Raw genomic sequence first — 24,020 nt, forward strand, 5'->3', positions numbered from 1 at the left:
CGGCCCAGGGCCGCCGCAAAGGATGGCACTTCATGGCAGATCGTGGATGAGATATCCGGTTTGTAGCCAAACAGCGCGTGGCCGCTCCGTCACAGCCGGTACGTTCTTGCTCGCCGGAAACAGGGCCGCCAGCCTTGCTCGCCTCCTGTCCCGGCATGGTTCGACGGTTCGCACGAGAGGACCCGGCCATGGCGTCGTCAACGGTGACCTCAGCCCAGCCCGAACGGCCACCGCGGCCGAACCTCGCCTTCAGGCGGTTGCGCGGCAAGCGCTCCCCGGCGGAGTTCGCGGCGGCGGTCCGCCGGGCCGCGCGCGAGATCGGCGAGCGGGTCAGCTGCGACGCGCGCTACGTCGGCCGGGTCGAGGCGGGTGAGATCCGCTGCCCCAACTACGCCTACGAGCGGGTGTTCCTGCACATGTTCCCCGGCCGCACGCTCACCGACCTGGGGTTCGCGCCCCGCTCGTCGGTGCGTGGACGCCAGACGCGTACGACCGGTGAGTCGCGAGGGGCGGGTGAGCCGTATGAGACGTATGACACGCGAGACACGCAAGACCTGTACGAAACGCACGACAACAACGAGGAGAGCGACGTGCTGCGTCGCGCATTCATGACGAGCGGTGCCACGGTGGCCGCCGCCTCGCTGGGCCCCCTGGGACTCGCTCTCGACGCCGCGGCGGCGGGGCGCCCCACGCGCCGGGCCGGGACGGGCGAGGCCGGCGCCCTCGAAGAGGCCGTCCGCCGGATCCGGCTGCTCGACGACCGGCACGGCGCGGACGGCCTCTACCGGCGCGCGACGGCCCCGCTGCGCACCGCGTACGCGCTCCTGGACGCCGGCGCCTCCCGGCAGGCGACCGCGGACCGGCTCTACACGGGCGCCGGTGAACTGGCGATCTCCGTCGGCTGGCTGGCGCACGACTCGGGGCGCTTCGACGACGCGCGCTCCCACTACGCCGAGGCCCTGGCCACCGCCCGGATGAACGCCGACGCCGGCCTGGAGGCGCACGCCTTCTGCAACATGGCGTTCCTGGCCCGCGACGCCGGCCGCCCCCGCGAGGCGGTACGGGCGGCCCAGGCCGCGCAGCGCGCCGCCCGACCGCTGGGCTCGGACCGGCTGATGTCCCTGCTCGCGCTGCGCGAGGCGGGCGGCTGGGCGGGGCTCGCCGACCGCGTCGGCTGCGAGCAGGCGCTGGTCCGCGCACAGACCTTCTTCGAGCGGGGCCCTTCGGACACCGACCCCGAGTGGATGAGCTTCTACGGCGAGGCCGAGCTGGAGGGGCTGGAAGCGCAGTGCTGGTCCACCCTGGGCGACTGGCCGCGGGCCGCCCGGCACGCGTGGCGGGCGGCGGATCTCCAGGACCCGCACTTCACCCGGAACCTCGCGCTGTACTCGGCGGAGCTGGCGGACGACCTGGCCCGCGGCGGCCGCCCCGACGAGGCGGCGGGGGCGGGCATGCGGGTGCTGGACCTGCTGGACGAGGTCCAGTCCTCCCGCATCCACACGATGCTGGCGGGGACGGCCCGGGTCCTCCTCCCCCACCGCCGCGCGTCGGGCGTCTCCGCCTTCCTGGACCGCCACGGAGCGCTGCCGCGACCGGCCTGACCGAGCTGCGGGCAGTCGTGCCGCTGGGGCGGCACGGGTGGGCGCAGCGGCACCCCGCAACGCCGGGCCGCGTCCCCGCCCCCGCCCAGCCCCGACGCCGGGCACCGGCATCGCCGTCAGCCGACCAGGTGTCCCAGGTCGTTCCAGCTCTCCACCGCCGGCTCCCCGTACGCCCACCCCAGGACCGACAGCGACGTCGGGTTCAGCCGTATCCGTGCCCCGAAGGTCAGCGGCAGCCCCAGCCACCGCGCCCCGATGGCCCGCAGAATGTGCCCGTGGGCGAAGACGAGCACGTCCCGCTCCGCCTCCCGCGCCCACGCCACCACCTCGTCCGCGCGCGCGGTGACGTCCGCCACACCCTCCCCCTCCGGGACGCCGTCCCGCCAGATCAGCCAGCCGGGCCGCACGGCCTGGATCTGCTCCGGCGTCATGCCCTCGTACGCCCCGTAGTCCCACTCCAGCAGCGTGTCCCACGCGCGGGCGCGGTCGCCGAAACCGGCCAGCTCGCAGGTCTCGCTCGCACGCACCAGCGGACTGGTCCGCACCTCGACGCCGGGCAGCCCGTCCAGCGGCGCCCGGTGCAGCCGCTCGCCGAGCAGCTTCGCGCCGCGCCGGCCCTCCTCCAGGAGCGGCACGTCGGTCCTGCCGGTGTGTCTGCCGGACAGCGACCACTCCGTCTGTCCGTGCCGGGCCAGCAGGATGCGCGGTGCCATGGAGGGGCCTTTCCGGGAGAAATGTCTGAGGGGACCCCTCCATCATCCCGTACTGCCCCTGCGGGCAACCCGAGGGGCGGCGCCCGCGTCTATCACGTCCGAGGGCGCTTCGCGGAGCGGTCGCGGCGAGGCCGTAGAGTGGCTCGCCCGTGTCCGTCCAGGCGCACGAGTGAGCGAGAAATGAGAAGCGTGAGAAGGGGGAGGGCGATCGGATTGCGGCACACCGAGACACCGGGCACCGAGGCGGCCCCGCACCCTCGGCTGCGCTGGTGGACCGAGTTGCCGCTCATCGTCCTCGTGTACGCCTGCTACAGCGCCGGTCGCCTGCTCGTGCGGGGCGACGTCTCCGACGCCGTCGACCACGGCCTGGCCATCCTGGACATCGAGAAGACGCTCCACCTCAACGCGGAGCACCCCCTCAACCGCCTCTTCACGAGCGAGCCGTGGATCGGCGTACCGGCGGACTTCTGGTACGCGTCGCTGCACTACGTGGTCACGCCGGCGATCCTGATCTGGCTCTTCCGCTCCCGCGCGGTGCGCTACCGGGCCGCCCGCACCTGGCTGATGACGTCCACGTTCATCGGCCTCATCGGCTTCACTCTCCTGCCCACCTGCCCGCCCCGGCTGCTGGACGCCGGTCACGGGTTCGTCGACACGATGGCCCAGTACAGCTCGTACGGCTGGTGGGGCGGCGAGGCGAGCGCTCCGCGCGGCCTGGGCGGGATGACCAACCAGTACGCGGCGATGCCGAGCCTGCACGTGGGCTGGGCGCTGTGGTGCGGGGTGATGCTGTGGCGCCACGGCGGCACGCGCACGGCGAAGGTGGCGGGGGTGGTCTACCCGCTGGTGACCACGATCGTGGTGATGGGCACCGCGAACCACTACTTCCTGGACGCGGTCGCCGGTGCGGCCGTGATGGGCGCGGGGCTGCTGCTGACGCCGTTCGTGCTGCGGATCGCGGTGCGCGCGCGGACCCGGCTCACGGCCCGTTTCGCACCGGCCGCGGCCGACTCCGCGAGCGCCTCGGCGTCCGTCCGGGACGGCGCGGGTTCCGCGATTGTCAGTGGCGGATGCCAGACTTCCGCGGGTGAGCGATTTCCACGGCAGCGCGAGCAGCGGTTCGGACCAAGGGCCGAGCCGGACCCCGCCCCCTCGGACGCGGGGGACGAGACTCCGGCACCGGCTCGCTGAGCTGCGCGGTCCCGACGTACCGGCCAAGGCGCTGGACGCCCGGGCCCTGGCCGCCCTCGCGGCCAACCCGGGGTGCCGTCGGCGCGCGATCCTCGACGGCGCGGGCGTGGACAAGGCCTCCCTGGCCAGTGCGCTGGGCTCGCCGTCGGCCTTCGGACAGTCGCAGTTCGCCCTCACCCGGGGCAACGCCTTCGAGGCGAAGGTCAAGGCGGACGGCGGCGCCGAGCTGCTGCGGCTCGTGCACGAGAAGCTGGACCGGGGCGCCGAGCCGCCCGCCGAGGCCGGGGCCGAGGTGCCCGACCTGACCGCGACCGGACCCGAGGGGCGTACCGCGCGCACGGCGCTGGCCCTGCGCGAGGCCGGTGGCACAGCCGGTGCGTGGACGCTGCTCGACCATCCGATGCTCGCGCTGGACGTCGCCGGTTCGCCCGCCTTCCTGGAGCCGGACGCCGTGGTGGTGCATCCGGACGGCAGCTGGACGGTCGTCGAGATCAAGTCCTTCCCCATGCTGGACGGCTCCGCCGACCCGGCGAAGGTCGGCGCCGCCGCGCGGCAGGCTGCGGTGTACGTGCTGGCCCTGGAGCGGGTCGCCGCCCGGCTCGACCCGGCCCCGCGCGTGCGTCACCGGGTGCTGCTCGTCTGCCCCAAGGACTTCTCCAACCTGCCCACCGCGTCCGCCGTCGACGTGCGCAAGCAGCGTGCCGTCACCGCCCGCCAGCTGGCCCGGCTGACCCGTGTCGAGGACATCGCCGACGCGCTGCCGGAGGGCGTCTGCTTCTCCCCGGAGCTGCCGGCCGAGGAGCTGGCGGCGGCGGTCGAGGCGGTCCCGGCGACGTACGCGCCCGAGTGCCTGTCCGCGTGCGAGCTGGCCTTCCACTGCCGTGCCCGGTCCCGCGAGGCCGGTGCGGTCACCTCCCTGGGCCGCCCGGTGCGGGCCGAGCTGGGCGGTCTTTGCACGGTCGAGGACGTGCTGGCCGCGGCCCGCGGGGAAACCGGCGATCCGGACGACCCGGCGGTGGCCGCGCTGCGCAGGGCGGCCCGGCTGCGCGCGGAGGCACTCGCGACGGCGGGTGCGGGGACCGGCGCGGCCGCGGGCGGCGGCATCGGAGCCGGCGGGGGGCCCGCGTGACGCTGATCACCACGCTGGCCCGGCTGGAGGCCGTGCGCACCGGCCGGGCCCAGCCCGCCGCCACCGTCCGGCACCGGCACCTGTCCGACCGTCCGCTGGTCTTCGTGCCGCTGACCACCGCCGGTGAGGCCGGGGCCCCGCTCGGCGCGCTGGTCGGCACCGACCGGGACGCGCCGCACCTGCTGGTCGTGCCGCAGCCCCGCGACCGCGATCTGCGCTTCGCGTTCCTGGCCGACCTGGCCGACATCGTGCTGCCGCACATCGAGGCGTACGCGCAGAGCGTCGAGGCCGCCGAGCGCACCGAGACCGACCCGGAGACGGGCAAGCGGGTCAAGGTCGAGGTCGACCTGTGCGCGGACGCCGCGCAGCTGGTCGTGCCGAGCCGCGCGGGCATCGACTTCGTGCGGCTGCTGGGCCGGTCCATGCGTTTTCGCCGTACGGCGGAGCAGGACCCGGAGACTCCGCACCCGGCGCCGCCGCGGGTGCCGCTGCTCGGCCGGTGGCTGACCCACTACGGCGAGCGGGCCCGCGTGCCCGGTTCCGCCCTCCTCCTCGCCATGACCGACCTGCTGGGCCGGCACTGGGCGACCGGGCAGTCCACGCTGGAGGACCAGCACCTGGGGGCCCTGCTCGCGTGGATCGCGCCCGAGGACGCACCGGAGCCCGGCCTGACCGGCGCCGAGGCCGCCCGCCGCGCCGAGCTGGCCCGCGACGCCGAAGGCCAGCTGCTGTGCCCGCCCGCGGGCCCGGCGACCGACCCGGCCTTCGACAACAAACTGCTCGCTCCCGCGATCGAGCGCCACGACCGCGCCCGCACCGCGCTGGCCGCCGCCGAGGACGGCCTGGAGGCCGACGAGCGGCTCGGCGCGCTCACCGCCGCCGAGCGGGAGATCCGCGCCCTGGTCGACAGCCGGACCCGGCCCACCTGGGACGCGGTGTGGCGGGGCCTGGACCTGCTGCGGGAGCTGCCCGAAGGGGCGCACACCGAGGAGCGCTGGACCCGCGACCGCTGGTCGTTCACCTCCCACCGGGACCGCATCCTGGCCGGTGAGCCCCCGCAGCCGCGCCGGGACGACGCGGTGACGGCGGCGAACAAGCTGGCCACGCGCGAGCGCGAGCAGGCCCGTCTGGAGGCCCAGGAGGCGTTGGACGATCCGCTGGTGATGGCCGGGCGGCGGCTGGCCGGGGAGGCGTTCGCGGGCGAGGTCGTCGACGTGGTGATGGCGTACAGCGAGAGCAAGCGGCCCAGTCCGCGCCCGCTGGTCACGGTCCGCACGGACGACCGCCCGCACCTGGGCGAGCGGGTGAAGGTCTACCGCTCGCTGGGCGGCAAGCCCCAGACGGCCGAGTACGTCGGACCGGCGTTCCCGGACGGATCCGACGGCGATCCCGACAACGGCACGCTGGTCCTGCGGATCATGGACAAGATGGGCCGCGGCAAGGAGCCCGAGGCGGGGTCGGTGCCGGAGAAGGGCGACCTGGTCTGCTTCACGCTCTTCGAGCACGAGCAGCGCGGCGGCGCGAAGCTCCCCGACCCGGAGCAGACGCCGTGGACGCACGGCGGCCCGCCCGGTGAGGCGGCCGCGGTGCCGGAGGCCGCCGACGCCCAGACCGAGGAGGACGTGCTGTGACCGCCGAGGCCCTTGCCGCACCCGCCCCCGCGGCGTTCGACCCGGGCACGGAGGCCGCCCGCGCCACCGCGGCGATCCTCCACGACACCCTGCACGGCACGGAGCGCGGTGTCGTCGTGGACTCCCCGCCCGGCGCCGGGAAGTCCACGCTGGTGGTGCGGGCGGCGCTGGAGCTGGCCGAGGCGGGCCGCCCCCTGATGGTGGTGGCGCAGACCAACGCCCAGGTCGACGACCTCGTGCTGCGCCTGGCCGAGAAGAACCCGGACCTCCCGGTGGGCCGCCTGCACAGCAGTGACGCCGACCCCTACGACAAGGCGCTCGACGCGCTGGCGGGCGTCCGCAAGTCGGCGAAGGCCGCCGACCTCGCCGGGCAGGCCGTCGTCCTGTCGACGGCGGCGAAGTGGGCGCACGTCAAGGTGGACGAGCCCTGGCGGCACGCGATCGTCGACGAGGCGTACCAGATGCGCTCGGACTCCCTGCTCGCGGTCGCGGGGCTCTTCGAGCGGGCGCTGTTCGTGGGCGACCCGGGCCAGCTGGACCCGTTCGCGACGGTGGGCAGCGAGCAGTGGGCGGGCCTGGCCTACGACCCGTCGTCCTCGGCGGTGACCACCCTCCTCGCCCACAACCCGGGCCTCCCCCAGCACCGCCTCCCGGTCTCCTGGCGGCTCCCGGCGTCGGCGGCCCGCCTGGTCTCCGACGCCTTCTACCCGTACACGCCGTTCCGCAGCGGCACGGACCACGGGGACCGGAGTCTGGCCTTCGCGGTGCCGTCGGACGGCTCGGGTCCCGACCAGGTGATCGACGAGGCCGCCGCCTCGGGCTGGGGCCTGCTGGAGCTGCCCGCCCGGCACACGCCGCGCACCGACCCGGAGGCGGTGCGCGCGGTGGCGGCGGTGGTCCGGCGTCTCCTCGACCGGGAGGGCCGGGCGACCTCCGAGCGCTCCCCGGACCCCGCTCCGCTGACCGCGGCCCGCATCGCCGTGGGCACCGCGCACCGGGACCAGGCGGCGGCCGTCCGTGCGGCGCTGACCGACCTCGGGGTGAGCGAGGTGACCGTCGACACCGCCAACCGCCTCCAGGGCCGCGAGTACGACGTCACGGTCGTCCTGCACCCGCTCTCCGGCCGCCCCGACGCCACCGCCTTCCACCTGGAGACCGGCCGCCTGTGCGTCCTGGCCTCCCGGCACCGGCACGCGTGCATCGTGGTCTGCCGCGAGGGCGTGGGCGACCTCCTGGACGACTATCCGTCCACGGAACCGGTCCAACTGGGAACGCTGGTGAAGTTCCCCGACGGCTGGGAGGCCAACCACGCGGTACTGGCCCACCTCGCGGAACACCGGGTGGCCTGGCGGCCCTGACCACCGCCCCGACTCATGCTCACCTGATTCCAGGCTGCCCGCGCGGGCTCCTTCACCGACGCCGACCCGCTGCCTGCCGAACTCCTCGGCCGCGAGCCCGCGCCGCCGCCGACCGGCTCGCGGTCGGCATCGCCGGCTGACGCCCGTTCGTCAGTTCTCGTGAGCCAGGGCTCCCATCAGTGCGTCCAGCAGGCCGGGCGCCGCCTCCTGCAACGCGTCACGTCGCAAGCGGTGACCCCGGGAGGGGCCGACCATGACCGGATGGAAGACGCCCACTTCCACCAGGATCTTGAAGTGGTGGGTGGCGGTGGACTTGTTCAGGCCCTCGTAGAGATCCGAGCAGGGCGCTTCGCCGGCCGGATCCACTGCCAGACGCCGCACCATTTCCAGGCGTACCGGATCCGCGAGTGCGCGCAGCAGTTTCTGGACCGCGGCGACGGGCGGCAACTGGTCGGACGGGACCTCCCAGGGCGGCATCAGACACCACCAAGTTTGACGAGCATCATACTTCTCCCTAGCATCCTCGAAGTACGACGCACATCATACTTCCCTTTCCCCTGGAGTCCTCGTGCGGGAACTCTCCCAGGGCCGCCGCCCCCAGTCATGGAGCTACCCGGCCCTCCTCGTCCTCCTCATGCTCGGGCAGGCGACCTCCGCCATCCCCTCACCGCTCTACTCCCTGTACGCCGAGAAGTGGGACTACCCTCCCGTTCTCACCACCGTCATCTTCGCCGCGTACGGGGCCGTCGCGGTCGTCGCGATCCTCCTGTCCGGCGCCCTGTCCGACCGCTACGGCCGTCGGCCCGTACTTCTCGTGGCCGTCCTGCTGCTGCTCGCCGGGCTCGCCGTCTTCGTGCTGGCCGCAGGACCCGCGTACCTCGTCGTGGCCCGGATGCTCAACGGCCTGGGCATCGGCGCGATCGTCGTCGTCGGCGGAGCCGCCCTGCTGGACGTGAGCCCCGAGCGGGCGGCGCGCAGCGGGACGCTCACCGCCATCGCGTTCAACATCGGCATCGCCGCCGCCGCGCTCGGCACCGCGGCCCTCGCCCAGACCGGCTTCCACCCCCTGCTTCTGCCCTACCTCACTGACGCGCTGATCGGCCTCGTCCTGTTCGTCCTCCTCCTGGTGATGCGCGAACCGCACCCCTCGCCCGGTACCGCACCCCTCGGAATCCCGCGTCCGCACGTGCCCAAGGAGATGCGCGGACGCTTCACCTTCGCCGTGATGGGCGCGGGTGCCGCCTGGGCCGTACTCGGGGTCTGCTTCTCCCTGGAACCCGCGATCGCCGCCGACGCCGCGGACGTGGACGGTCCGTTCTTCGGCGGTGTCGTCATCGCGGCCGTGACCCTCGCCGCCGCCTGCACCCAGATCCTCAGTGCCCGCCGTCCGGCCCGCACGGTCGCACTCGTCGGCGACACGGCGCTTGCCGTACTCATGCTGGCCGGAGTGGGTGCCTTCGCGACCGGCAACGCCGTCGTCATCGTCGTCACCGTCGCCCTCCAGGGCGGCGCCTACGGGCTCGCCTTCGGCGGCTCCCTGCGTCACCTCACCGCCGGCATCCCCGCCGAAGGGCGCGGGGCCGTCATGTCGATGTTCTACCTGCTCGCGTACGGCGCACTCATCACGCCCACACTTCTCGTCGGCGTCGGCGCGACCGTCTGGGGCAGCAGCACGGTCTTCTTCGTCTTCTCCGTGCTCACGGCCCTGCTCTGCCTCTCCGCCGGGTTCGTCGAGCGGGTGCTGGAACGTCGGCGACGGCGCCCCGAGGCCGTACTGTCGAACCCGACCGGTTACCGAGGTGAGGAGACCGTCCGATGCACAGGGTGACCTATTCGATGAACGTGTCCCTCGACGGATGCATCGTCGACCCGAACGGCGCCATCGACTGGTCCGACCCGGACGAGGCGGTCTTCCGGCACTTCATCGACGAGCTGCGGCAGACCGGCGTCCACCTGCTGGGCCGACGCCTGTACGAGACGATGCTGTACTGGGAGACCGCCGAGCAGGACGAGCCGCTGGGCGCCGCGGAGCTGGAGTGGGCCGCGCTGTGGAAGGCGCTGCCGAAGGTGGTGTTCTCCAGGACGCTGACGACGGTCCGGGCCACCAACACCCGTCTGGCCTCCGGCACCCTGGCCGAGGAGATCGAGCGCCTGCGGGCCGAACCCGGCGACGGCGACATCGCCCTCGGCGGCGCGACCCTCGCCGCCGAGGCCGCCGACTCCGACCTGATCGACGAGTACCGGGCCATGGTCCACCCGGTGCTGCTCGGCGGCGGCACCCCGTACTTCCCCCGGCACGAGCGCCGGGTGAACCTCGAACTCGTCGAGTCCCGCACCTTCGGGCGGAACGTCGTCCACCTCCGCCACCGCGTGCTCCACTGACCAGCGGCGCCAGACCGGCCGGTCCGCCGTGACGGGCACGCCCGGACCCCGCGAAACGGCCGGGGCTCGGGCACCTCGGCCTAGGACTCGCGCCCGATGCGCAGCGCGATCGCCGAGCCTAGGGTCGGCGTCCATGCAGGCTACGGAGATCACCCGCCGCACCGCGGCGGAGCGCAGGCGCGACACCCTGGACCGGCTGGACACGGAGCGCGACGTGTGGGTGTCGACCGCGCACCCCGACCAAGGGCCGCACCAGGTGCCGCTGTGGTTCCTGTGGGACGGACGGGCGATCTGGATGTGCACCGGTGCGTCCTCCGCGAGCGCGCGCAACGTACGCGAGGAGCCGCGCGTACGCCTGGCGCTGCCGGACACCTTCGACGTGGTGATGCTGCAGGGAGAGGCGGAGGCGTTTCCCGCGAGCGAGGTGCCGCGGGACGCCGCCGACGCCTTCGCGGGCAAGTTCGGCTGGGATCCGCGGACGGAACAGGGTCCCTTCCTCTACCTGCGCGTCGAGCCGAGGACGGTGCGCGCCTGGCGAGGAGAACCGGAGCTTCGCGGCCGGGTCATCATGCGTGAGGGAGCGTGGCTGGCGCGGTGACCGGGCCGGGGAATAACCGGAGGCCCCCTCCTGTTAACTCGCGAAGCGACCCGTGTACGTCAACCACAGGAGGCACCCCGCCATGCCCGCAGACGCCGCAGAGGAGATCCGGGGCACCGCCCACGGCACCGCTCCCGTCCCCCTCTCCGTACTGGACCTGGTGACCGTCGGTGCCGGTCGGACCGCCACCGACGCGCTGCGGACCGGTGTGGACATCGTGCGGCTCGCCGAGGCCCGCGGGTTCCAGCGGTACTGGGTCGCCGAGCACCACTCCATGCCCGGCGTCGCCTCGTCCTCCCCCGCGGTGATCCTGGCCCACCTGGCGGCCCACACCGACCGCATCCGGCTCGGGTCCGGCGGCGTCATGCTGCCCAACCACGCGCCGCTCGTCATCGCGGAGCAGTTCGGGACGCTGGAGGCCATGGCGCCGGGGCGGGTCGATCTCGGGCTCGGCCGCGCCCCGGGCACGGACGGGGCCACCGCCGCCGCCCTGCGCCGCACCGACCGGCTGAACGAGGGCGCCGACGACTTCCCGCAGCAGCTCGCCGAGCTGATCCGGTTCCTGGACGACGACTTCCCGGACGGCCACCCCTACGCCCGGATCCACGCCGTCCCGGGCCCCGTGCAGGCCACCTCGCCCGGGGGCGTGCAGTCGGCGCACCGGCCGCCGGTGTGGCTGCTCGGTTCCTCCGGCTTCAGCGCGCGGCTGGCCGGCACCCTCGGGCTGCCGTTCGCCTTCGCGCACCACTTCTCGGCGCAGAACACGGTCCCGGCGCTCGACCTGTACCGCGAGTCCTTCCGCCCGTCGGCCGTCCTGGACGCGCCGTACGCCCTCATCGGCGTCTCCGCGCTCGCCACCGACGACGAGAAGGAGGCCCGCAGGCAGGTGCTGGCGGCCGCGCTGAACATGGTGCGGCTGCGCACCGGGCGCCCGGGGCTGGTGCCGACGCCGGAGGAGGCCGAGGCGTACGACTTCAGCCCGATGGAGGAGGAGTTCGTGCGGTCCTGGAACGCCAACGTCATCCACGGCACCGCCGACGAGGTGCGCTCCGGCCTCGACGACCTGCAGAAGCGCACCGGCGCCGACGAGCTGATGCTCACCGCCAACGCCCACGGCGGCGACGTACGCCTGCGCTCCTACGAACTGATCGCCGACGCCTACGGGTTGCCGACGCCCGCCTGAACCCCGGCGGGGCCGCCGGGTCCCGCGTGGCCCAGCAGCGCGGAGATGCGGTCCGGTGCCACCGGCCGGGAGTAGAGCCAGCCCTGGCCGGTGTCGCAGCCGATGCGGCGCAGCCGGGTCGCCTGGTCCGAGGTCTCCACGCACTCGGCGGTGACGGTCAGGCCGAGGCGGTGGGCGAGCTGGACCATCGCCTCGACGATGACCTCGTCGGCCGGGTTGGCCACCTCGCCGGGTCCCGCGTCGGACACGGCCGCGTACTGGAAGCCCCGGACGAACGCGCCGTCCAGCTTCAGCACCGAGACCGGCAGGCGGCTGAGGTAGGCCAGGTTCGAGTAGCCGGTGCCGAAGTCGTCGATGGCGATGTGGACGCCCATGTCGCTGAGCGCCTTGAGGACCTGGAGGGGGCGTCCCGCCGAGCCCATCACGGCCGACTCCGTGAGTTCCAGCTGGAGCAGCTCCGGGGCGAGGCCGGTCTCCTCCAGGGTGCCGGCCACGTCGGCCACCAGGTCGGAGTCCCACACCTGGCGGACCGCCACGTTGACGCTGACGAAGATCGGCGGCTCGTCCGGATGGGCCAGCTGCCAGCGGCGGGCCTGGTGGCAGGCGGTGCGCAGGATCCAGCGGCCGAGGGGAACGATCGAACCATCCTCCTCCGCCAGTGCGATGAACCGATTCGGCGCCAGTACGCCGAACTGAGGATGATTCCAGCGGATGAGCGCCTCGACGCCCCGCACCCGGCCGTCCTCCATGCCGACCAGCGGCTGGTACTCCAGGGCGAACTCGCCGCGTTCGATGGCCGGGCGGAGGGTGGCGGCCAGCGCCTGGCGGGTCATGCGGTTGGCGTTGCGCTCGGGGTCGAAGAGGGTCCAGCGGGCCCGCCCGTCGGCCTTGGCCCAGTACAGGGTCGTGTCGGCGGCCTGCATCAGCGCGGTGGGGGTGGTACCGGCGGTGTGGCGTTCGACGACGCCGACCGAGGCGGTGACCGACAGCCGGCGGTCGGACAGCTCGAAGGGCGGCTGGAGGGCCGCCAGGACCGCCCCGGCCAGGTCGGCGAGCTGGTCGGTGCCGGTGGAGTCCTCCACCAGCAGGGCGAACTCGTCACCGCCGAGCCGGGCGACCAGGGGCGCGCCGGACCGGGGGTGGGCGGCCTCCTCCGCGCACCTGGTCAGCCGTTCGGCCACGGCGGCGAGCAGCCGGTCGCCGACGCGGTGGCCGTGGGTGTCGTTGACGGCCTTGAAGCCGTCCAGGTCCAGGTAGCACACGCCGATCCGGCCGGTGCCGCCGTTCTCGTACGACTCCGCCTCCAGCGCGGCCGTCAGGCGTTCGAAGAACAGGGCGCGGTTGGGCAGCCGGGTCACCGGGTCGTGCATCTGGAGGTGGCGCAGCCGGGCCTGGAGTTCTCGCCGGGCGCTGACATCGGTGACGGAGAGCAGCAGGCCCGGGGTGTCCCCGCCCCCGGAGTCCCCGGCGTCCCCGGAGTCGGCCAGCGGCTCGACCGTCACCTGCGCCCACAGGGAGTGCCCGTCGCCCCGCTTCAGCCGTCTGGTGCAGCGCAGCCGGGGCCGGTGGCCGCGCAGCACCTCGCGGTAGGCGTGCCAGGTGCCGGCGTCGGAGGCGAGGTCGACCAGGTCGGCCGCCACGCAGCCGGCCAGCGCGGCCGGGTCGGTGCCGAGCAGGGTGCCCAGGGTGTCGTTGGCGCTGACGACCAGGCCCTCGGCGTCGACGACGGCCATGGCGAGCGGGGCCGCGGTGAACACCGACCGGTAGGTCGGCGGCCCCGTACGCCCGGCACGAGGAGCCAGACAGTCGTCACTCTCTGTGACCATCGGGCCGAGGTCTGCCGCAGGCGCCGGCCCTTCGGAGGTTCCGTTCACCGCTCGCTCCCGCAGTGCCTCGATCTCTGTTCGTGCTCTGTTCGTGCAGGAAAGTGTGCCGATCATAGAGGCTGACACCGGGCCCTTCCAGCCGCCGACCCGCGTTCCGGACCGAGCGACCCCTTCGGCAGATCGTTTCTGCTCACACCTGGACGGGTCCGTCACGCCTCCGACCAGTTGTGACGTTCCGTGAGTGCCTTCGAGGTGTCGGCCGGGAGAACACCGTCGAAATCCCGGCCGGCTCACCCGTCCGGTGCAGGCGAACAGGGCGCAATACGACAATCATGCACAAGCTGGACGCGGTGTCCCGTCAACCGCGTCCGGAGGTCCATGTGCCGCGCCAGCTCCCCCTGAGGCGATCTCCCCGGGAGGCGGGCACGGCGCGGGCGGCGCGGACCAGGCTGCGCAGCACCACCGCGGTGTGCACGACGATGTCGGCGCTCGCCGCGACCTCGCTGATCACCGCGCCCTCGGTCGCCGAGCCCTTCTCCCCGGAGCCCTGCGCGCTCCAGCGCACGGACGTGCACCACTCGGAGGGCCTGGACGCCTGGAACGCCACGTACCCGCGGCCCGCCCGCACCCTGGACGCGGTGATGGTGTTCCTGTCCTTCCCCGACTCCCAGCCACTGACGGCACCGGCGGAACTGGCCGCCGACCACTTCCCCGCCACCGGCGACTTCTTCCGGCGCGCCTCCTACGGCGCCTTCACGCTCCGCCCGCACCCGCTGCGGGACTGGATCCGGATGCCCAGCCCGTCGACGTCGTACGCCATACGGCGCGACTGGAGCCCGGAGCGCCGGGCCGCCTACCTGCGCGACGCGCTGGCCGCTGCCGACCGGTACGTCGACTTCTCCCGGTACGACGTCGTCTACTTCGTCGCGGACCCGGACGCGCCCGGGGTGGACTCCGACGCCACGAAGGTCGTCAACCTGGACACCCCGATGCGGGCCGACGGCACCGACATCCGGCGGGTGGTCACGGTCTTCGAGAACCATCCGCCGGACCGGCTGGTGCTGGCCCACGAGACGGGGCACGTCTTCGACCTGCCCGACCTGTACCACCGGCCGGTGGACGGCAAGGGCGACTGGGACACGCACGTCGGCGACTGGGACCTGATGGGCAGCCAGTTCGGGCTCTCCCCCGACCTGCTCGGCTGGCACAAGTGGAAGCTGGGCTGGCTGCAGCCCCGGCAGGTGGCCTGCGTGCGGGGCGACGAGCCGACCCGGCTGACGCTGGAGCCGCTGGGGGCGGGCCCCGGGGTGGTGGTGACCGGCGCCGCCGGCGCGCCGGCCTTCGGCCTCGGGCGGGGCACGAAGCTGGCGGTGGTGCGCACCGGCGCGGGCAGCGCGCTCGCCTTCGAGGTGCGCACGCCGGTCGGCAACGACGTCTCCTCCTGCCGGGCGGGGGTGCTGGTGTACCGGGTGCACAGCGGGGCGGAGTCGGGGGGCGGGCCGGTCGAGGTGATCGACGCCCACCCGGACACCGAGGCCTGCTGGGCCGACTCGGTCTACCCCCCGCTCGCCGACGCCCCGGTGGCACTCGGCGAGAGTTTCACGGTGCCGGGCGACAACGTACGGGTGAAGGTCGAGGACCGCACACAGTCGGGCACCTGGACGGTACAGATCACCCCCGGCTGACCGCCCATCCCCGGACCCCACGGACCCCCGCCCGAGCCGACACCCCCGGCCACAGCGGGCGCCACCCGGGCAAACCAAGCACCCACGGCCGCGGCGGGCGAGCCACGCGGGCGAGCCAGACCCCTGGACCACGGCAACACCCACGCGAACCAGTCCCCCGGCATCCCACCCATCCCCGGCCCACGCAACCCCCTGCGCGAGCCCACGATCCCCGGGCCACCGCGCGAGGGGGGTGTGGGGGGCGAAGCCCCCACAACGCGCGGCGAAACCGCGCAAAAACAACGATGGCGAGGAGGTTCGCGCTTTCCGCGAACACGCCTCGCCATCGCCATCGTGCGCCGCCAGGGACTCGAACCCCGGACCCGCTGATTAAGAGTCAGCTGCTCTAACCAACTGAGCTAGCGGCGCCTGCTGACGTCGTAGACCTTAGCACCCTGCTCGGCGGGAGGAAAAATCGAAATCCGCACCGCCGAGCGGGCCGCCCGCACGGCCGCCCAGAGCAGGATCTCCGGGCCGGGCAGCCACGGCTGGCGGGTGTCCGGGGCCACCAGCCAGCGGGACCCGGAGCGCGGGGGCGCCCCCTCGGGGGCCGGTACGGTCACCGCGTCACCGGAGCCGTGGCACAGCAGCGGCGGCACCTCGCCCCTGCGGCCGTCCTCCCGGCCGCGGGCGCCCCACTCCTCCCAGTCGAGCAGCGACGGCAGTCGCTGGGCGGTGCCCGGCGCGGCGAACAGCAGCATCCGGCCGCGGAACTCCGCCACCGGGCCCGAACCCGGGCCGTCGTCCCACAGCCGGTCCAGCATCCGGCGGCCGAAGATCGCGGGAGCGCTCACCACGTCGAAGGCGGAACCACAGGGCAGGACGACCGGAGCGTCAGGCCGCTCCTCCCAGAGCGCGAGCGTGCTGCGCGGGTACGCGCCCGCCGAGGCCAGCCAGGCGGCGCCGTCCGAGGTGACGTCCGAGACATGGGGCGTGGCGTTGCGTGTGCTGCTCATGCCACCCATGTCTACCCGGCGTGAGGAACCCGCTCCGCCGGGTTACCGGAAACCGGGACACGGCGGCCGGGAGGGGAGTATCTTGCCCACCCTCCTGGCATATGCGCCCTGGCTACTCGGCCGCCCGGGCTGCCCGATGGCCGGCTTCCGGTTCACTCGGCCGGTTCGCCGCGCATCAGGTCCCGTCCGAACTCGACCATCTTCTTGGCGTAGTCCTCGGTCCACTCGGCGCGCTCGGCGATGTCGGCGGCCGTCAGCCGGTCGAACCGCCTGGGATCGGCCAGCTGCGCCGCGGCGACCGCCTGGAACTCCATCGCCCGGTCCGCCGCCGCGCGGAACGCGTGGGTCAGCTCGGTGGCCCGCTCCAGCAGGGCCCGGGGGTCGTCGATCGACTCGAGGTCGAAGAAGTGCTCGGGATCGGCGGCCGCCTCCGCCGGCTCGAAGAGCAGGGGCGCGGGGCGTAGCCGCGGTTCGTGCCGACGCGGCGTGGGCTCCGCCATGTCTTCTCCTCCTCGTACGTGACGACGGCCCGTCCCCGGGTGCGGGGGCACTCCGGTGGAGTGGGCCACCGTCCATTGTCCCGCGCCCGCGCAAGAGGGCGGGGTGTGCCCGGAGCCGCGATCCGGTCACACCCCGCCCGCCGGGCCGCGTCAGCCCGCGTACGTCTCGAACTCGGCGATCTTCGGGGTGCCCGAGGCGCCGGTGATCTCGAAGGTGATCTTCTCCAGCGAGACCGGGGAGAAGCCGATCACGCCGGCTCCGCTGCCCGAGGCCAGGACGGCGCCGGTGTCGTGGTCGACGACGCGGTAGGAGCCGATGGTGCCCTCTGAGCCGGCCGCCTCCCGAATATTGATCTTGGCGACGGTGGTCGCGGAGGACCACTTGACGGAGATGGAACCGGTCGTGCCGGCCGGGGACCAGTACGTGCCGAGGTCACCGTCGCGCACATTGCCGTAGCTGGTGCCGCTCGCCTTGGACGAGCCGTCGGCACCCGCCCCGACGCTCAGGTTGGTCCCGCTCGGCGGATCGGTCGGGTCCGGGTCCGTCGGGTCGGTCGGGCCGGGGTCGGTCGGGTCCGGGTCGGTGGGGTCGGTCGGGTCCGGGCTCTGCGGCGTGCAGCTGCCGTCCGACACCTTCAGCCCCTTGTTCGCGCCCGCCGTCGCGCCCACGACGGACGGCACGCAGGAGGCGTCGTCGAGGCTGTAGGAGTACGGGATGGACACCGTGGTGTTGGACTGCGGGTTCGGGCCGGCCGGGTTGTTGTCCTCGCCGGGCTCGGACCAGGTCACGTTGTCGAAGATGTTGCCGCTGACCTGCCAGGTGCCGGCCTGGTCGGTGTAGAAGGTGCCGAGGACGTCCTTGGAGTCCTCGAAGTAGTTGTTGTCCACCTTGGCCTTGGCGCCGGCCCGGGAGTTGATGCCGGACTCGTTCAGGCTCTTGTAGTGGTTGTTGTACACGTGGGCGATCCCGCCGCGCAGCAGGGGCGTCCGGGAGTCGATGTTCTCGTACAGGTTGTGGTGGAAGGTGACGTAGCCGTTGGACCGGTCGCTCTCGCTGGACCCGATCAGCCCGCCGCGGCCGGAGTTGCGCAGGACGCTGTAGGACAGGGTCACGTACTGGGTGTTGTCCTTCATGTCGAAGAGGCCGTCGTAGCCCTCCGACTCCCCGCCGGAGGCCTCCAGGGTGGAGTGGTCGACCCAGACGTTGCGGACGTCGCTCTCCATGCCGATGGCGTCGCCGCCGTTGGAGGTGGGCGAGCCGGACTTCTTGACGTTCCGTACGGTCACGTTCTGGATGACGATGTTGCTGGATTCCCGGATGTGGATGCCCAGCTGGTCGAAGACGGCACCGCTGCCGACTCCGACGATCGTGATGTTGCTGACCTGCTTCAGCTCGATCTTGTCGGCCGCGGTGCTGCAACTGTCGCCCGACACCTTGCTGGTGTTGCCGTGGTTGATGGTGCCCTCGACCTCGATGGTGATCGGGGTGCTGCTGCTGGCCCGGCCGCACAGGGCCTGGTGGATCGCGGTGCCGGTGGTGGCCCGCACGGTCTGCCCGCCCGCGCCGCCGGTCGTGCCGCCGTTCTGGGTCGCGTAGCCGGTGGCGCCGCCGGCCGCTGCCGCCGCCTCGGGCATCGTCAGCACCACACCGGCCGCGGCCGCGAGGGCCAGCGTGCCCAGTGCCGCTTGGAGTCGCAGCGCGACTGGTCGTCTCATCCTCGGTCTCCCCATTCGCCTTCACATGCCGGAACGGACGCCATGGCGTGATCATGTCAATCGCGCGATGGCGGAAAGCGCTTTCTCGGCGTGAGAATAGGGGGAGCTTCGAAAGCTGACAAGAGTTCAGACGCGCCTCAGCCGTTCAGATTGACGATCAACATCCACCTACATGAACGATAGGCGCTCGATGTGCACCCCGCCCGGAGCTGCGGTACGATCATCTTGCCTGACCACGGGGACCAACTCCCCGCAACGGGCACTGCGTTGGTGGTCCAAGGAAAGACGCCCCACTTCCCGTGGGGAAATGCAGGTGCAAGGCCTGCCCAGCGCTCGACGAGAACCCCGGTTCCGCTCACGCGGACCGGGGTTCTTCCGTGTCGGCTCCCCGCGCGGCTCGGCGACGCGGTCGGCCGTCGTGGCGTTCCGGCGGCACAACAAGATCGGGGTCGACGGCATCGTCGGCCCCGACACCTGGTGGGCCCTGCGTATGCCCTGACCGGTCCGGCGACACCGGGGGCGGGTCCGGAGCGGCTCCTCGCTCCGGACCCGCCCCCGGCCCGTTCCCCGGCGCACCCGCCTCAGGCCTGCACCACCGGCTCCCGCGTGAACAGCGCGCCCAACTCCGGCGCGTTGACCCGGCGGTCGGCCAGCCGCAGGCCCTCCCAGACGGTGACCTGGTTCGCGGTGAGGACCGGCTTGCCCAGCTCCTTCTCCAGGGCGGGGATGTGGGCCGCCGTGTGCAGGGCCGTGTCCGGCAGGAGCACCGCGCCGGCGTCCGGGCGGTCGGCGGCGCGGGCCAGCGCCAGCACCTCCTGCTCGGTCCAGGTGCCGACCTCCGCCGCGGTGATGATGCCCGAGCTGACGACGTCGGCCACCTCGATGCCGGCGGCGCCCAGGAAGTCCGCGAAGATCCGCGCCACGTCGTCCGGATAGGTCGCGCCGATCGAGACCCGCCGCACCCCGATCTCCTTCGCCGCGTGCACGAAGGCGAAGGAGGTGGACGAGGCCGGCATCCCCGCCGCCTTGGCCAGGGCGCGCACCTGTTCGTGGGCGCCGTCCCAGCCATGCACGAAGCTGCCGCTGGTGCAGGCCCACACCACGGCGTCGGCGCCGGCCAGCCGCAGTTCGGCCACGCCCGCCTCCAGCCGCCGCGGCGAGCCCATCTCCAGGAGCGCGTCCACCCGGTGGGCGTCCTCGCCGATGTCCGTGTGCACCAGGTCCACCCGGATGTCGCTGCCCAGGAGCTGCTCGATGCGTGGGTAGTCGTCCTCGCCGGAGTGGCCCGGGTACAGGAATCCCAGTGCTGTCATGTCCACCCTTCCTGCTGCTGTTCCGTGTCCGGGCCGTCACCGACGCCCGGCATGTCCGCCGCCGCGGGTCCGACCGGGCCCGCCACCGCGGGGTCGACGGGGCCCACCGGTCCCACCACCGCGGGACCGGCCGCACCCGTCGCCGCGGGGCCGATGCGCGCGGCCGGATCGGTCAGCGCCTGGTACGGCCCCACCGCAGGGGTACCCAGTCGGCGCAGTGCCGCCCACATCGTCACTTGGTTGGCCGAGATCACCGGGATCCTCAGCTCGGCCTCCAGCTGCGGGATGACGTCGTAGGTGGGGAGGTTGGTGCAGGAGATGAACAGGGCGTCCGCCGCTCCCGGCGCGGGCACGGCCTGGCGCGCCATGTCGGCCACGTCGCGGTAGGGGACCTTCCAGATGTGCCGGGTCAGTCCCATGAAGGCGCAGCCGGTGACGGCGACGCCGGCCTCGGCGACGTACGCCTCCAGCGCCCGAGTCACGGACACGGTGTACGGCGTCACCAGCGCGACCCGGCGTACGCCCAGCTCGGTCAGCGCGTCGAGCAGCGCGCCGGAGGTGGTGACGGAGGGGACCGCGCCCGCCCAGGTCATCGCCTCGCACATGGCGCGTTCCCCGGCGATGCCGCCGACGAAGCTGCCCGAGGTGCAGGCATAGGCGACGACCTGGGGCGCGATGGCGTTGAGGGTGCGCACCGCCTCGCCGAGGGTCTCGTGCTCGCTGACCATCCGGGCGAGGTCCAGACTGACCTCGACGGGCACGAAGGGCGTCCGGGTCATGTGCAGTGACACTTCGTCGGGCACCCATCGCCACAGCTCGCGATCGAGTGCGAAGTCGAACGGGGCGACCACGCCGACCCCGCGTTGCGGAGCTGGTCCGCCGAGAAAGGAGATGTCCATGGCACGCACCGGCCTCACACTGAGGAAGGAGAGGGCAACGCACCGTTACGCACGGCCGTGTTGACGAAGGTAGGTTCCGGTGCGAGCGTGGTCAATCCGCTCGCATCACTCCCAGGTCAACAGCCGGTTAACTTCCGCGTCAACACCCGAACCGCCCCCGCTTCCACCGACCGGAGACAGGCCCGCCGATGACCACGTCCCCGCCCGCGCCCGCTTCTCTGCCGACCCTGCTCGTCCTGGACGCCGAGCCGCCGCCCCGGCTGGGCCGGCTGACCGGCCGGGCCCGGATCGAGCACGCCGACGCGGCGACGCTGGCCGAGCGGCTGCCGCACGCCGACGTCCTGCTGGTGTGGGACTTCACCTCGCACGCGGTGCGCGAGGCCTGGCCGGGCGGCGGTCCGCGCCCGCGCTGGGTGCACACGGCGAGCGCCGGTGTGGACCATCTGATGTGTCCGGAGCTGGCCGTGTCGGACACGGTGGTGACCAACGCGCGCGGTGTCTTCGACCGGCCGATCGCCGAGTACGTCGCCGCGCTCGTCCTGGCGATGGCCAAGGACCTGCCCACGACGCTGCGCCTCCAGGGCGAGCGGACCTGGCGCCACCGCGAGTCGACGCGGGTGGCCGGTACACGCGCCTGCGTGGTGGGGTCCGGCCCGATCGGCCGGGCGGTCGCGAGCACGCTGGAGGCGCTCGGCATCACCACCGCGCTGGTCGGCCGCACCGCGCGCCCCGGTGTGCACGGGACCGAGGAGCTGGACCGGCTGCTGGCCGGGGCCGACTGGGTGGTGGCGGCGGCACCGCTCACCGACGACACGCGCGGCATGTTCGACGCCCGGCGGTTCGGGCTGATGCGGCCCTCCGCCCGGTTCGTGAACGTGGGGCGGGGACAACTGGTCGTCGAGGAGGACCTGGTCGAGGCGCTGACCGCGCGCCGGATCGCGGGCGCCGCCCTGGACGTGCTCAGTCACGAGCCGCTGGCGCCGGACAGCACCCTGTGGGAGGTGCCGGAGCTGATCGTCTCGCCGCACATGAGCGGGGACACGATCGGCTGGCGGGACGAACTGGGCGCGCAGTTCGTGGAGTTGTTCGAGAGCTGGGCGGCGGGCGGACCGCTGGCCAACGTGGTCGACAAGAAGCGTGGATACGTGCCCGGACACTGACGTCGCCGACGTCACCGACCCGCGGGAGGGTGCCGCATGACCGACCTCACCGAGCTGACCGCCGTACAGCTCGTCGACGGCTTCCGCAAGGGCGCTTTCAGCCCCGTGGAGGCGACCCGGGCGGTCCTGGAACGGGCCGAGCGGATCCAGCCGGAGGTGAACGCCTTCGTCCGGCTGACCGGTGAGGAGGCGCTGGACCAGGCCCGGCGCGCCGAGGAGCGGTGGCGCCGCGGGGAGCCGTGCGGACGTCTGGACGGGGTGCCGGTCACGGTGAAGGACATCCTGCTGACGCGCGGTCAGCCGACCCTGCGCGGCTCCCGGGCCGTCTCCCCGGACGGCCCCTGGGACGAGGACGCGCCGTCCGTCGCCCGGTTGCGCGAGCACGGCGCGGTGTTCGTCGGCAAGACCACGACGCCGGAGTACGGCTGGAAGGGCGTGACGGACTCGCCCCTGTCCGGCGTCACCCGCAACCCGCACGACCCCTCCCGTACCGCGGGCGGTTCCAGCGGAGGTGCCGCGGCGGCCGTGGCGCTCGGGGCGGGGCCGCTGGCGCTGGGCACGGACGGCGGCGGCAGCGTGCGCATCCCGGCCTCCTTCTGCGGCATCTTCGGCCTGAAACCGACGTACGGCCGGGTGCCGCTGTACCCGGCGAGCGCGTTCGGCACGCTCGCGCACGTCGGTCCGATGACCCGGGACGCGGCGGACGCGGCGCTGCTGCTGGACGTCATCGGCACCCCGGACGCCCGGGACTGGTCGGCGCTGGGTCCGGCCCCCGGGTCGTACACCGAGGCCCTGTCGGGCGGGGTGCGGGGGCTTCGGGTCGCGTACTCGCCCTCGCTCGGCGGGCAGGTGGCGGTGCGTCCGGCGGTGGCCGGGGCGGTGCGGCGGGCGGTGGAGCGGCTGGCGGGTCTCGGCGCGTACGTGACGGAGGCCGACCCGGACTTCACGGACCCGGTGGACGCCTTCCACACCCTGTGGTTCAGCGGGGCGGCGCGGGTGGTGCAGCACCTGAGGGCGGGGCAGCGGGAGCTGCTGGACCCGGGGCTGCGGGAGATCGTCGGGGCGGGGGCGCGGTACTCGGCGCTGGACTATCTGGCGGCGGTGGACGTCCGGATGGAGCTGGGGCGGCGGATGGGCGTCTTCCACCAGGCGTACGACCTGCTGGTGACGCCGACGCTGCCGATCACGGCGTTCGAGGCGGGGGTGGAGGTGCCGAAGGGGTCGGGGCAGCGGCGGTGGACGGGGTGGACGCCGTTCACGTATCCGTTCAATCTCACGCAGCAGCCGGCGGCGACGGTGCCGGTGGGGGTGGACGGGGACGGGTTGCCGGTGGGGGTGCAGATCGTCGCGGCTCGGCATCGGGACGATCTGGTGCTGAGGACTGCGCATGCGCTGTACGAGGCGGGGGCGGCGGGTACGTCGGTCCAGTAATGACCGGCGTGGGGTGGGCGGGGGGTGGGTCGCGCGGCCCGGCGCTTGCGGGGTGCCTCCCCCACTCTCGGCTTCTCCCCCACGCTCGGCTGCGCTCGCGCGGGGGGACCCCCATGAGCGGGAGGTACCCCCACCGCCCACCCGCGCCGCCTGAGGGTGCCTCCCAGGCTGTTCAGGCACTGGGGGAGGCACGACCGCCCGCAGCTCAGGGGGCCCGACGGAAGCGGAGCGTCTCTCCCGCCGCTCCCGTGCGCCACAGGTCGTTGCAGGCCTCGGCCATCTCGTCCAGGCCCTCCGTGATGCGGCCCCAGACGGTGCCGGGGACCCAGCCGACGTCGCCGTTGAGGAGGAGGTTGTTGCGCTCGTAGAACAGGGCGAGGTCGACGAGGGTGGTGCCGGGGCGGACCTCGCGGTCGTAGCCGTACGCCTTCGTGCCCAACTCGGCACCCGCGAAGGCGAAATAGCACAGGTCGCCCGGAATGGGCGTTACCGTCGGGTTCTCCAGCGGGGGCTCGGATGTCGCGAAGGGTGGGAAGAGGGCATAGATCTCGTTGCGGGCGTATTTGGCGTGGTACACGTCGCCGCCGAGGGGGAGCGCGTCCCAGACGGCCGCGCAGGTGATCGGGGCCCGGTCGTCGAGCAGTTGGGCCGTGCAGGTGATTCCGCGCTTGACCAGCGAGACTTCGATGAAGCGATCAGCCATGCCCTC

Annotated in this window: 22 protein-coding genes and 1 tRNA gene; 13 read left to right on the forward strand and 10 right to left on the reverse strand. The window is 73.4% G+C overall.

Annotated features, from left to right (window positions below):
- The first annotated feature begins 188 nt into the window (after positions 1 to 188).
- Complete coding sequence (locus ACZ56V_RS07805; protein ID WP_468940152.1) at positions 189 to 1,601, forward strand: hypothetical protein; 1,413 nt, start codon at positions 189 to 191, stop codon at positions 1,599 to 1,601.
- 116 nt (positions 1,602 to 1,717) lie between these two features.
- Here the strand turns inward: ACZ56V_RS07805 and ACZ56V_RS07810 are convergent, their stop codons facing one another.
- Positions 1,718 to 2,314, reverse strand: coding sequence for a histidine phosphatase family protein (locus ACZ56V_RS07810; RefSeq protein WP_356372197.1), 597 nt, complete (start codon positions 2,312 to 2,314; stop codon positions 1,718 to 1,720).
- A 213-nt stretch (positions 2,315 to 2,527) separates the two neighbouring features.
- Between ACZ56V_RS07810 and ACZ56V_RS07815 the strand changes: the two genes are divergently transcribed.
- The 4 genes from ACZ56V_RS07815 to ACZ56V_RS07830 are packed head-to-tail and all read left to right on the forward strand — an operon-like array spanning position 2,528 to position 7,623.
- On the forward strand, positions 2,528 to 3,505 hold the full coding sequence (locus tag ACZ56V_RS07815) for a phosphatase PAP2 family protein (RefSeq protein WP_468940154.1): 978 nt from the start codon (positions 2,528 to 2,530) through the stop codon (positions 3,503 to 3,505).
- Complete coding sequence (locus ACZ56V_RS07820; RefSeq protein ID WP_467378267.1) at positions 3,402 to 4,634, forward strand: hypothetical protein; 1,233 nt, start codon at positions 3,402 to 3,404, stop codon at positions 4,632 to 4,634. The genes ACZ56V_RS07815 and ACZ56V_RS07820 overlap by 104 nt, the downstream gene beginning before the upstream one ends.
- The gene (locus ACZ56V_RS07825; RefSeq protein WP_468940158.1) at positions 4,631 to 6,265 is read left to right on the forward strand and encodes a hypothetical protein; all 1,635 of its coding nucleotides are present in this window, start codon (positions 4,631 to 4,633) and stop codon (positions 6,263 to 6,265) included. The genes ACZ56V_RS07820 and ACZ56V_RS07825 overlap by 4 nt, the downstream gene beginning before the upstream one ends.
- A complete protein-coding gene (locus ACZ56V_RS07830; protein ID WP_398910652.1) occupies positions 6,262 to 7,623 on the forward strand; it encodes an AAA domain-containing protein in 1,362 nt (453 codons plus the stop codon). Before ACZ56V_RS07825 ends, ACZ56V_RS07830 begins: the two co-directional genes overlap by 4 nt.
- 150 nt (positions 7,624 to 7,773) lie before the next feature.
- Here ACZ56V_RS07830 and ACZ56V_RS07835 read toward each other — a convergent pair whose 3' ends face one another.
- Positions 7,774 to 8,100, reverse strand: a complete 327-nt coding sequence (locus ACZ56V_RS07835; RefSeq protein WP_468940162.1) for an ArsR/SmtB family transcription factor — start codon at positions 8,098 to 8,100, stop codon at positions 7,774 to 7,776.
- A gap of 91 nt (positions 8,101 to 8,191) precedes the next feature.
- On the opposite strand from ACZ56V_RS07835, the gene ACZ56V_RS07840 reads away from it, so the two are divergent.
- From ACZ56V_RS07840 to ACZ56V_RS07855, 4 genes are all read left to right on the forward strand, one after another.
- Positions 8,192 to 9,451: an MFS transporter gene (locus ACZ56V_RS07840; RefSeq protein WP_468940164.1), complete on the forward strand. Its 1,260-nt coding sequence runs from the start codon at positions 8,192 to 8,194 to the stop codon at positions 9,449 to 9,451.
- The gene (locus tag ACZ56V_RS07845; RefSeq protein ID WP_468940168.1) at positions 9,439 to 10,005 is read left to right on the forward strand and encodes a dihydrofolate reductase family protein; all 567 of its coding nucleotides are present in this window, start codon (positions 9,439 to 9,441) and stop codon (positions 10,003 to 10,005) included. Before ACZ56V_RS07840 ends, ACZ56V_RS07845 begins: the two co-directional genes overlap by 13 nt.
- 133 nt (positions 10,006 to 10,138) lie before the next feature.
- Complete coding sequence (locus ACZ56V_RS07850) at positions 10,139 to 10,603, forward strand: pyridoxamine 5'-phosphate oxidase family protein (RefSeq protein ID WP_468940170.1); 465 nt, start codon at positions 10,139 to 10,141, stop codon at positions 10,601 to 10,603.
- An 82-nt stretch (positions 10,604 to 10,685) separates the two neighbouring features.
- Positions 10,686 to 11,786 (forward strand): LLM class flavin-dependent oxidoreductase, encoded by a 1,101-nt coding sequence (locus ACZ56V_RS07855; RefSeq protein WP_398910644.1) that lies wholly within the window; start codon positions 10,686 to 10,688, stop codon positions 11,784 to 11,786.
- Here ACZ56V_RS07855 and ACZ56V_RS07860 read toward each other — a convergent pair.
- On the reverse strand, positions 11,762 to 13,660 hold the full coding sequence (locus ACZ56V_RS07860; RefSeq protein WP_467378281.1) for a putative bifunctional diguanylate cyclase/phosphodiesterase: 1,899 nt from the start codon (positions 13,658 to 13,660) through the stop codon (positions 11,762 to 11,764). The two genes, ACZ56V_RS07855 and ACZ56V_RS07860, sit on opposite strands and share 25 nt — an antisense overlap.
- Before the next feature lie 284 nt (positions 13,661 to 13,944).
- Between ACZ56V_RS07860 and ACZ56V_RS07865 the strand changes: the two genes are divergently transcribed.
- Entirely contained in the window at positions 13,945 to 15,297 is a 1,353-nt protein-coding gene (locus ACZ56V_RS07865; protein ID WP_468940174.1) for a M6 family metalloprotease domain-containing protein, read from the forward strand.
- 334 nt (positions 15,298 to 15,631) lie between these two features.
- On the opposite strand, the gene ACZ56V_RS07870 is transcribed toward ACZ56V_RS07865, so the two are convergent.
- From ACZ56V_RS07870 to ACZ56V_RS07885, 4 genes are all read right to left on the reverse strand, one after another.
- Positions 15,632 to 15,705: transfer RNA gene (locus ACZ56V_RS07870), tRNA-Lys, on the reverse strand.
- Positions 15,696 to 16,292 (reverse strand): bifunctional DNA primase/polymerase, encoded by a 597-nt coding sequence (locus ACZ56V_RS07875; protein ID WP_467378283.1) that lies wholly within the window; start codon positions 16,290 to 16,292, stop codon positions 15,696 to 15,698. The genes ACZ56V_RS07870 and ACZ56V_RS07875 overlap by 10 nt, the downstream gene beginning before the upstream one ends.
- 152 nt (positions 16,293 to 16,444) lie before the next feature.
- The gene (locus ACZ56V_RS07880) at positions 16,445 to 16,792 is read right to left on the reverse strand and encodes a hypothetical protein (protein WP_210975326.1); all 348 of its coding nucleotides are present in this window, start codon (positions 16,790 to 16,792) and stop codon (positions 16,445 to 16,447) included.
- Between the two features lie 150 nt (positions 16,793 to 16,942).
- On the reverse strand, positions 16,943 to 18,508 hold the full coding sequence (locus ACZ56V_RS07885; RefSeq protein ID WP_398910636.1) for a polysaccharide lyase family 1 protein: 1,566 nt from the start codon (positions 18,506 to 18,508) through the stop codon (positions 16,943 to 16,945).
- Positions 18,509 to 18,815: 307 nt separating this feature from the next.
- On the opposite strand from ACZ56V_RS07885, the gene ACZ56V_RS07890 reads away from it, so the two are divergent.
- Complete coding sequence (locus ACZ56V_RS07890; RefSeq protein ID WP_467378288.1) at positions 18,816 to 19,007, forward strand: peptidoglycan-binding domain-containing protein; 192 nt, start codon at positions 18,816 to 18,818, stop codon at positions 19,005 to 19,007.
- A gap of 82 nt (positions 19,008 to 19,089) precedes the next feature.
- On the opposite strand, the gene ACZ56V_RS07895 is transcribed toward ACZ56V_RS07890, so the two are convergent.
- On the reverse strand, positions 19,090 to 19,821 hold the full coding sequence (locus ACZ56V_RS07895; protein ID WP_398910633.1) for a maleate cis-trans isomerase family protein: 732 nt from the start codon (positions 19,819 to 19,821) through the stop codon (positions 19,090 to 19,092).
- The gene (locus ACZ56V_RS07900; protein ID WP_398910632.1) at positions 19,818 to 20,720 is read right to left on the reverse strand and encodes a maleate cis-trans isomerase family protein; all 903 of its coding nucleotides are present in this window, start codon (positions 20,718 to 20,720) and stop codon (positions 19,818 to 19,820) included. Before ACZ56V_RS07900 ends, ACZ56V_RS07895 begins: the two co-directional genes overlap by 4 nt.
- Before the next feature lie 188 nt (positions 20,721 to 20,908).
- Here ACZ56V_RS07900 and ACZ56V_RS07905 point away from each other — a divergent pair, with 188 nt between their 5' ends.
- Together ACZ56V_RS07905 and ACZ56V_RS07910 are read left to right on the forward strand one after the other, a co-directional pair.
- A complete protein-coding gene (locus ACZ56V_RS07905; protein ID WP_398910630.1) occupies positions 20,909 to 21,880 on the forward strand; it encodes a D-2-hydroxyacid dehydrogenase in 972 nt (323 codons plus the stop codon).
- 36 nt (positions 21,881 to 21,916) lie between these two features.
- Entirely contained in the window at positions 21,917 to 23,311 is a 1,395-nt protein-coding gene (locus ACZ56V_RS07910; protein WP_468940181.1) for an amidase, read from the forward strand.
- 205 nt (positions 23,312 to 23,516) lie between these two features.
- Here the strand turns inward: ACZ56V_RS07910 and ACZ56V_RS07915 are convergent, their stop codons facing one another.
- Complete coding sequence (locus ACZ56V_RS07915; RefSeq protein ID WP_468940184.1) at positions 23,517 to 24,014, reverse strand: DUF3830 family protein; 498 nt, start codon at positions 24,012 to 24,014, stop codon at positions 23,517 to 23,519.
- Positions 24,015 to 24,020 lie beyond the last annotated feature (6 nt).

The sequence above is a fragment of the Streptomyces sp. NPDC034099 genome (assembly GCF_055575415.1).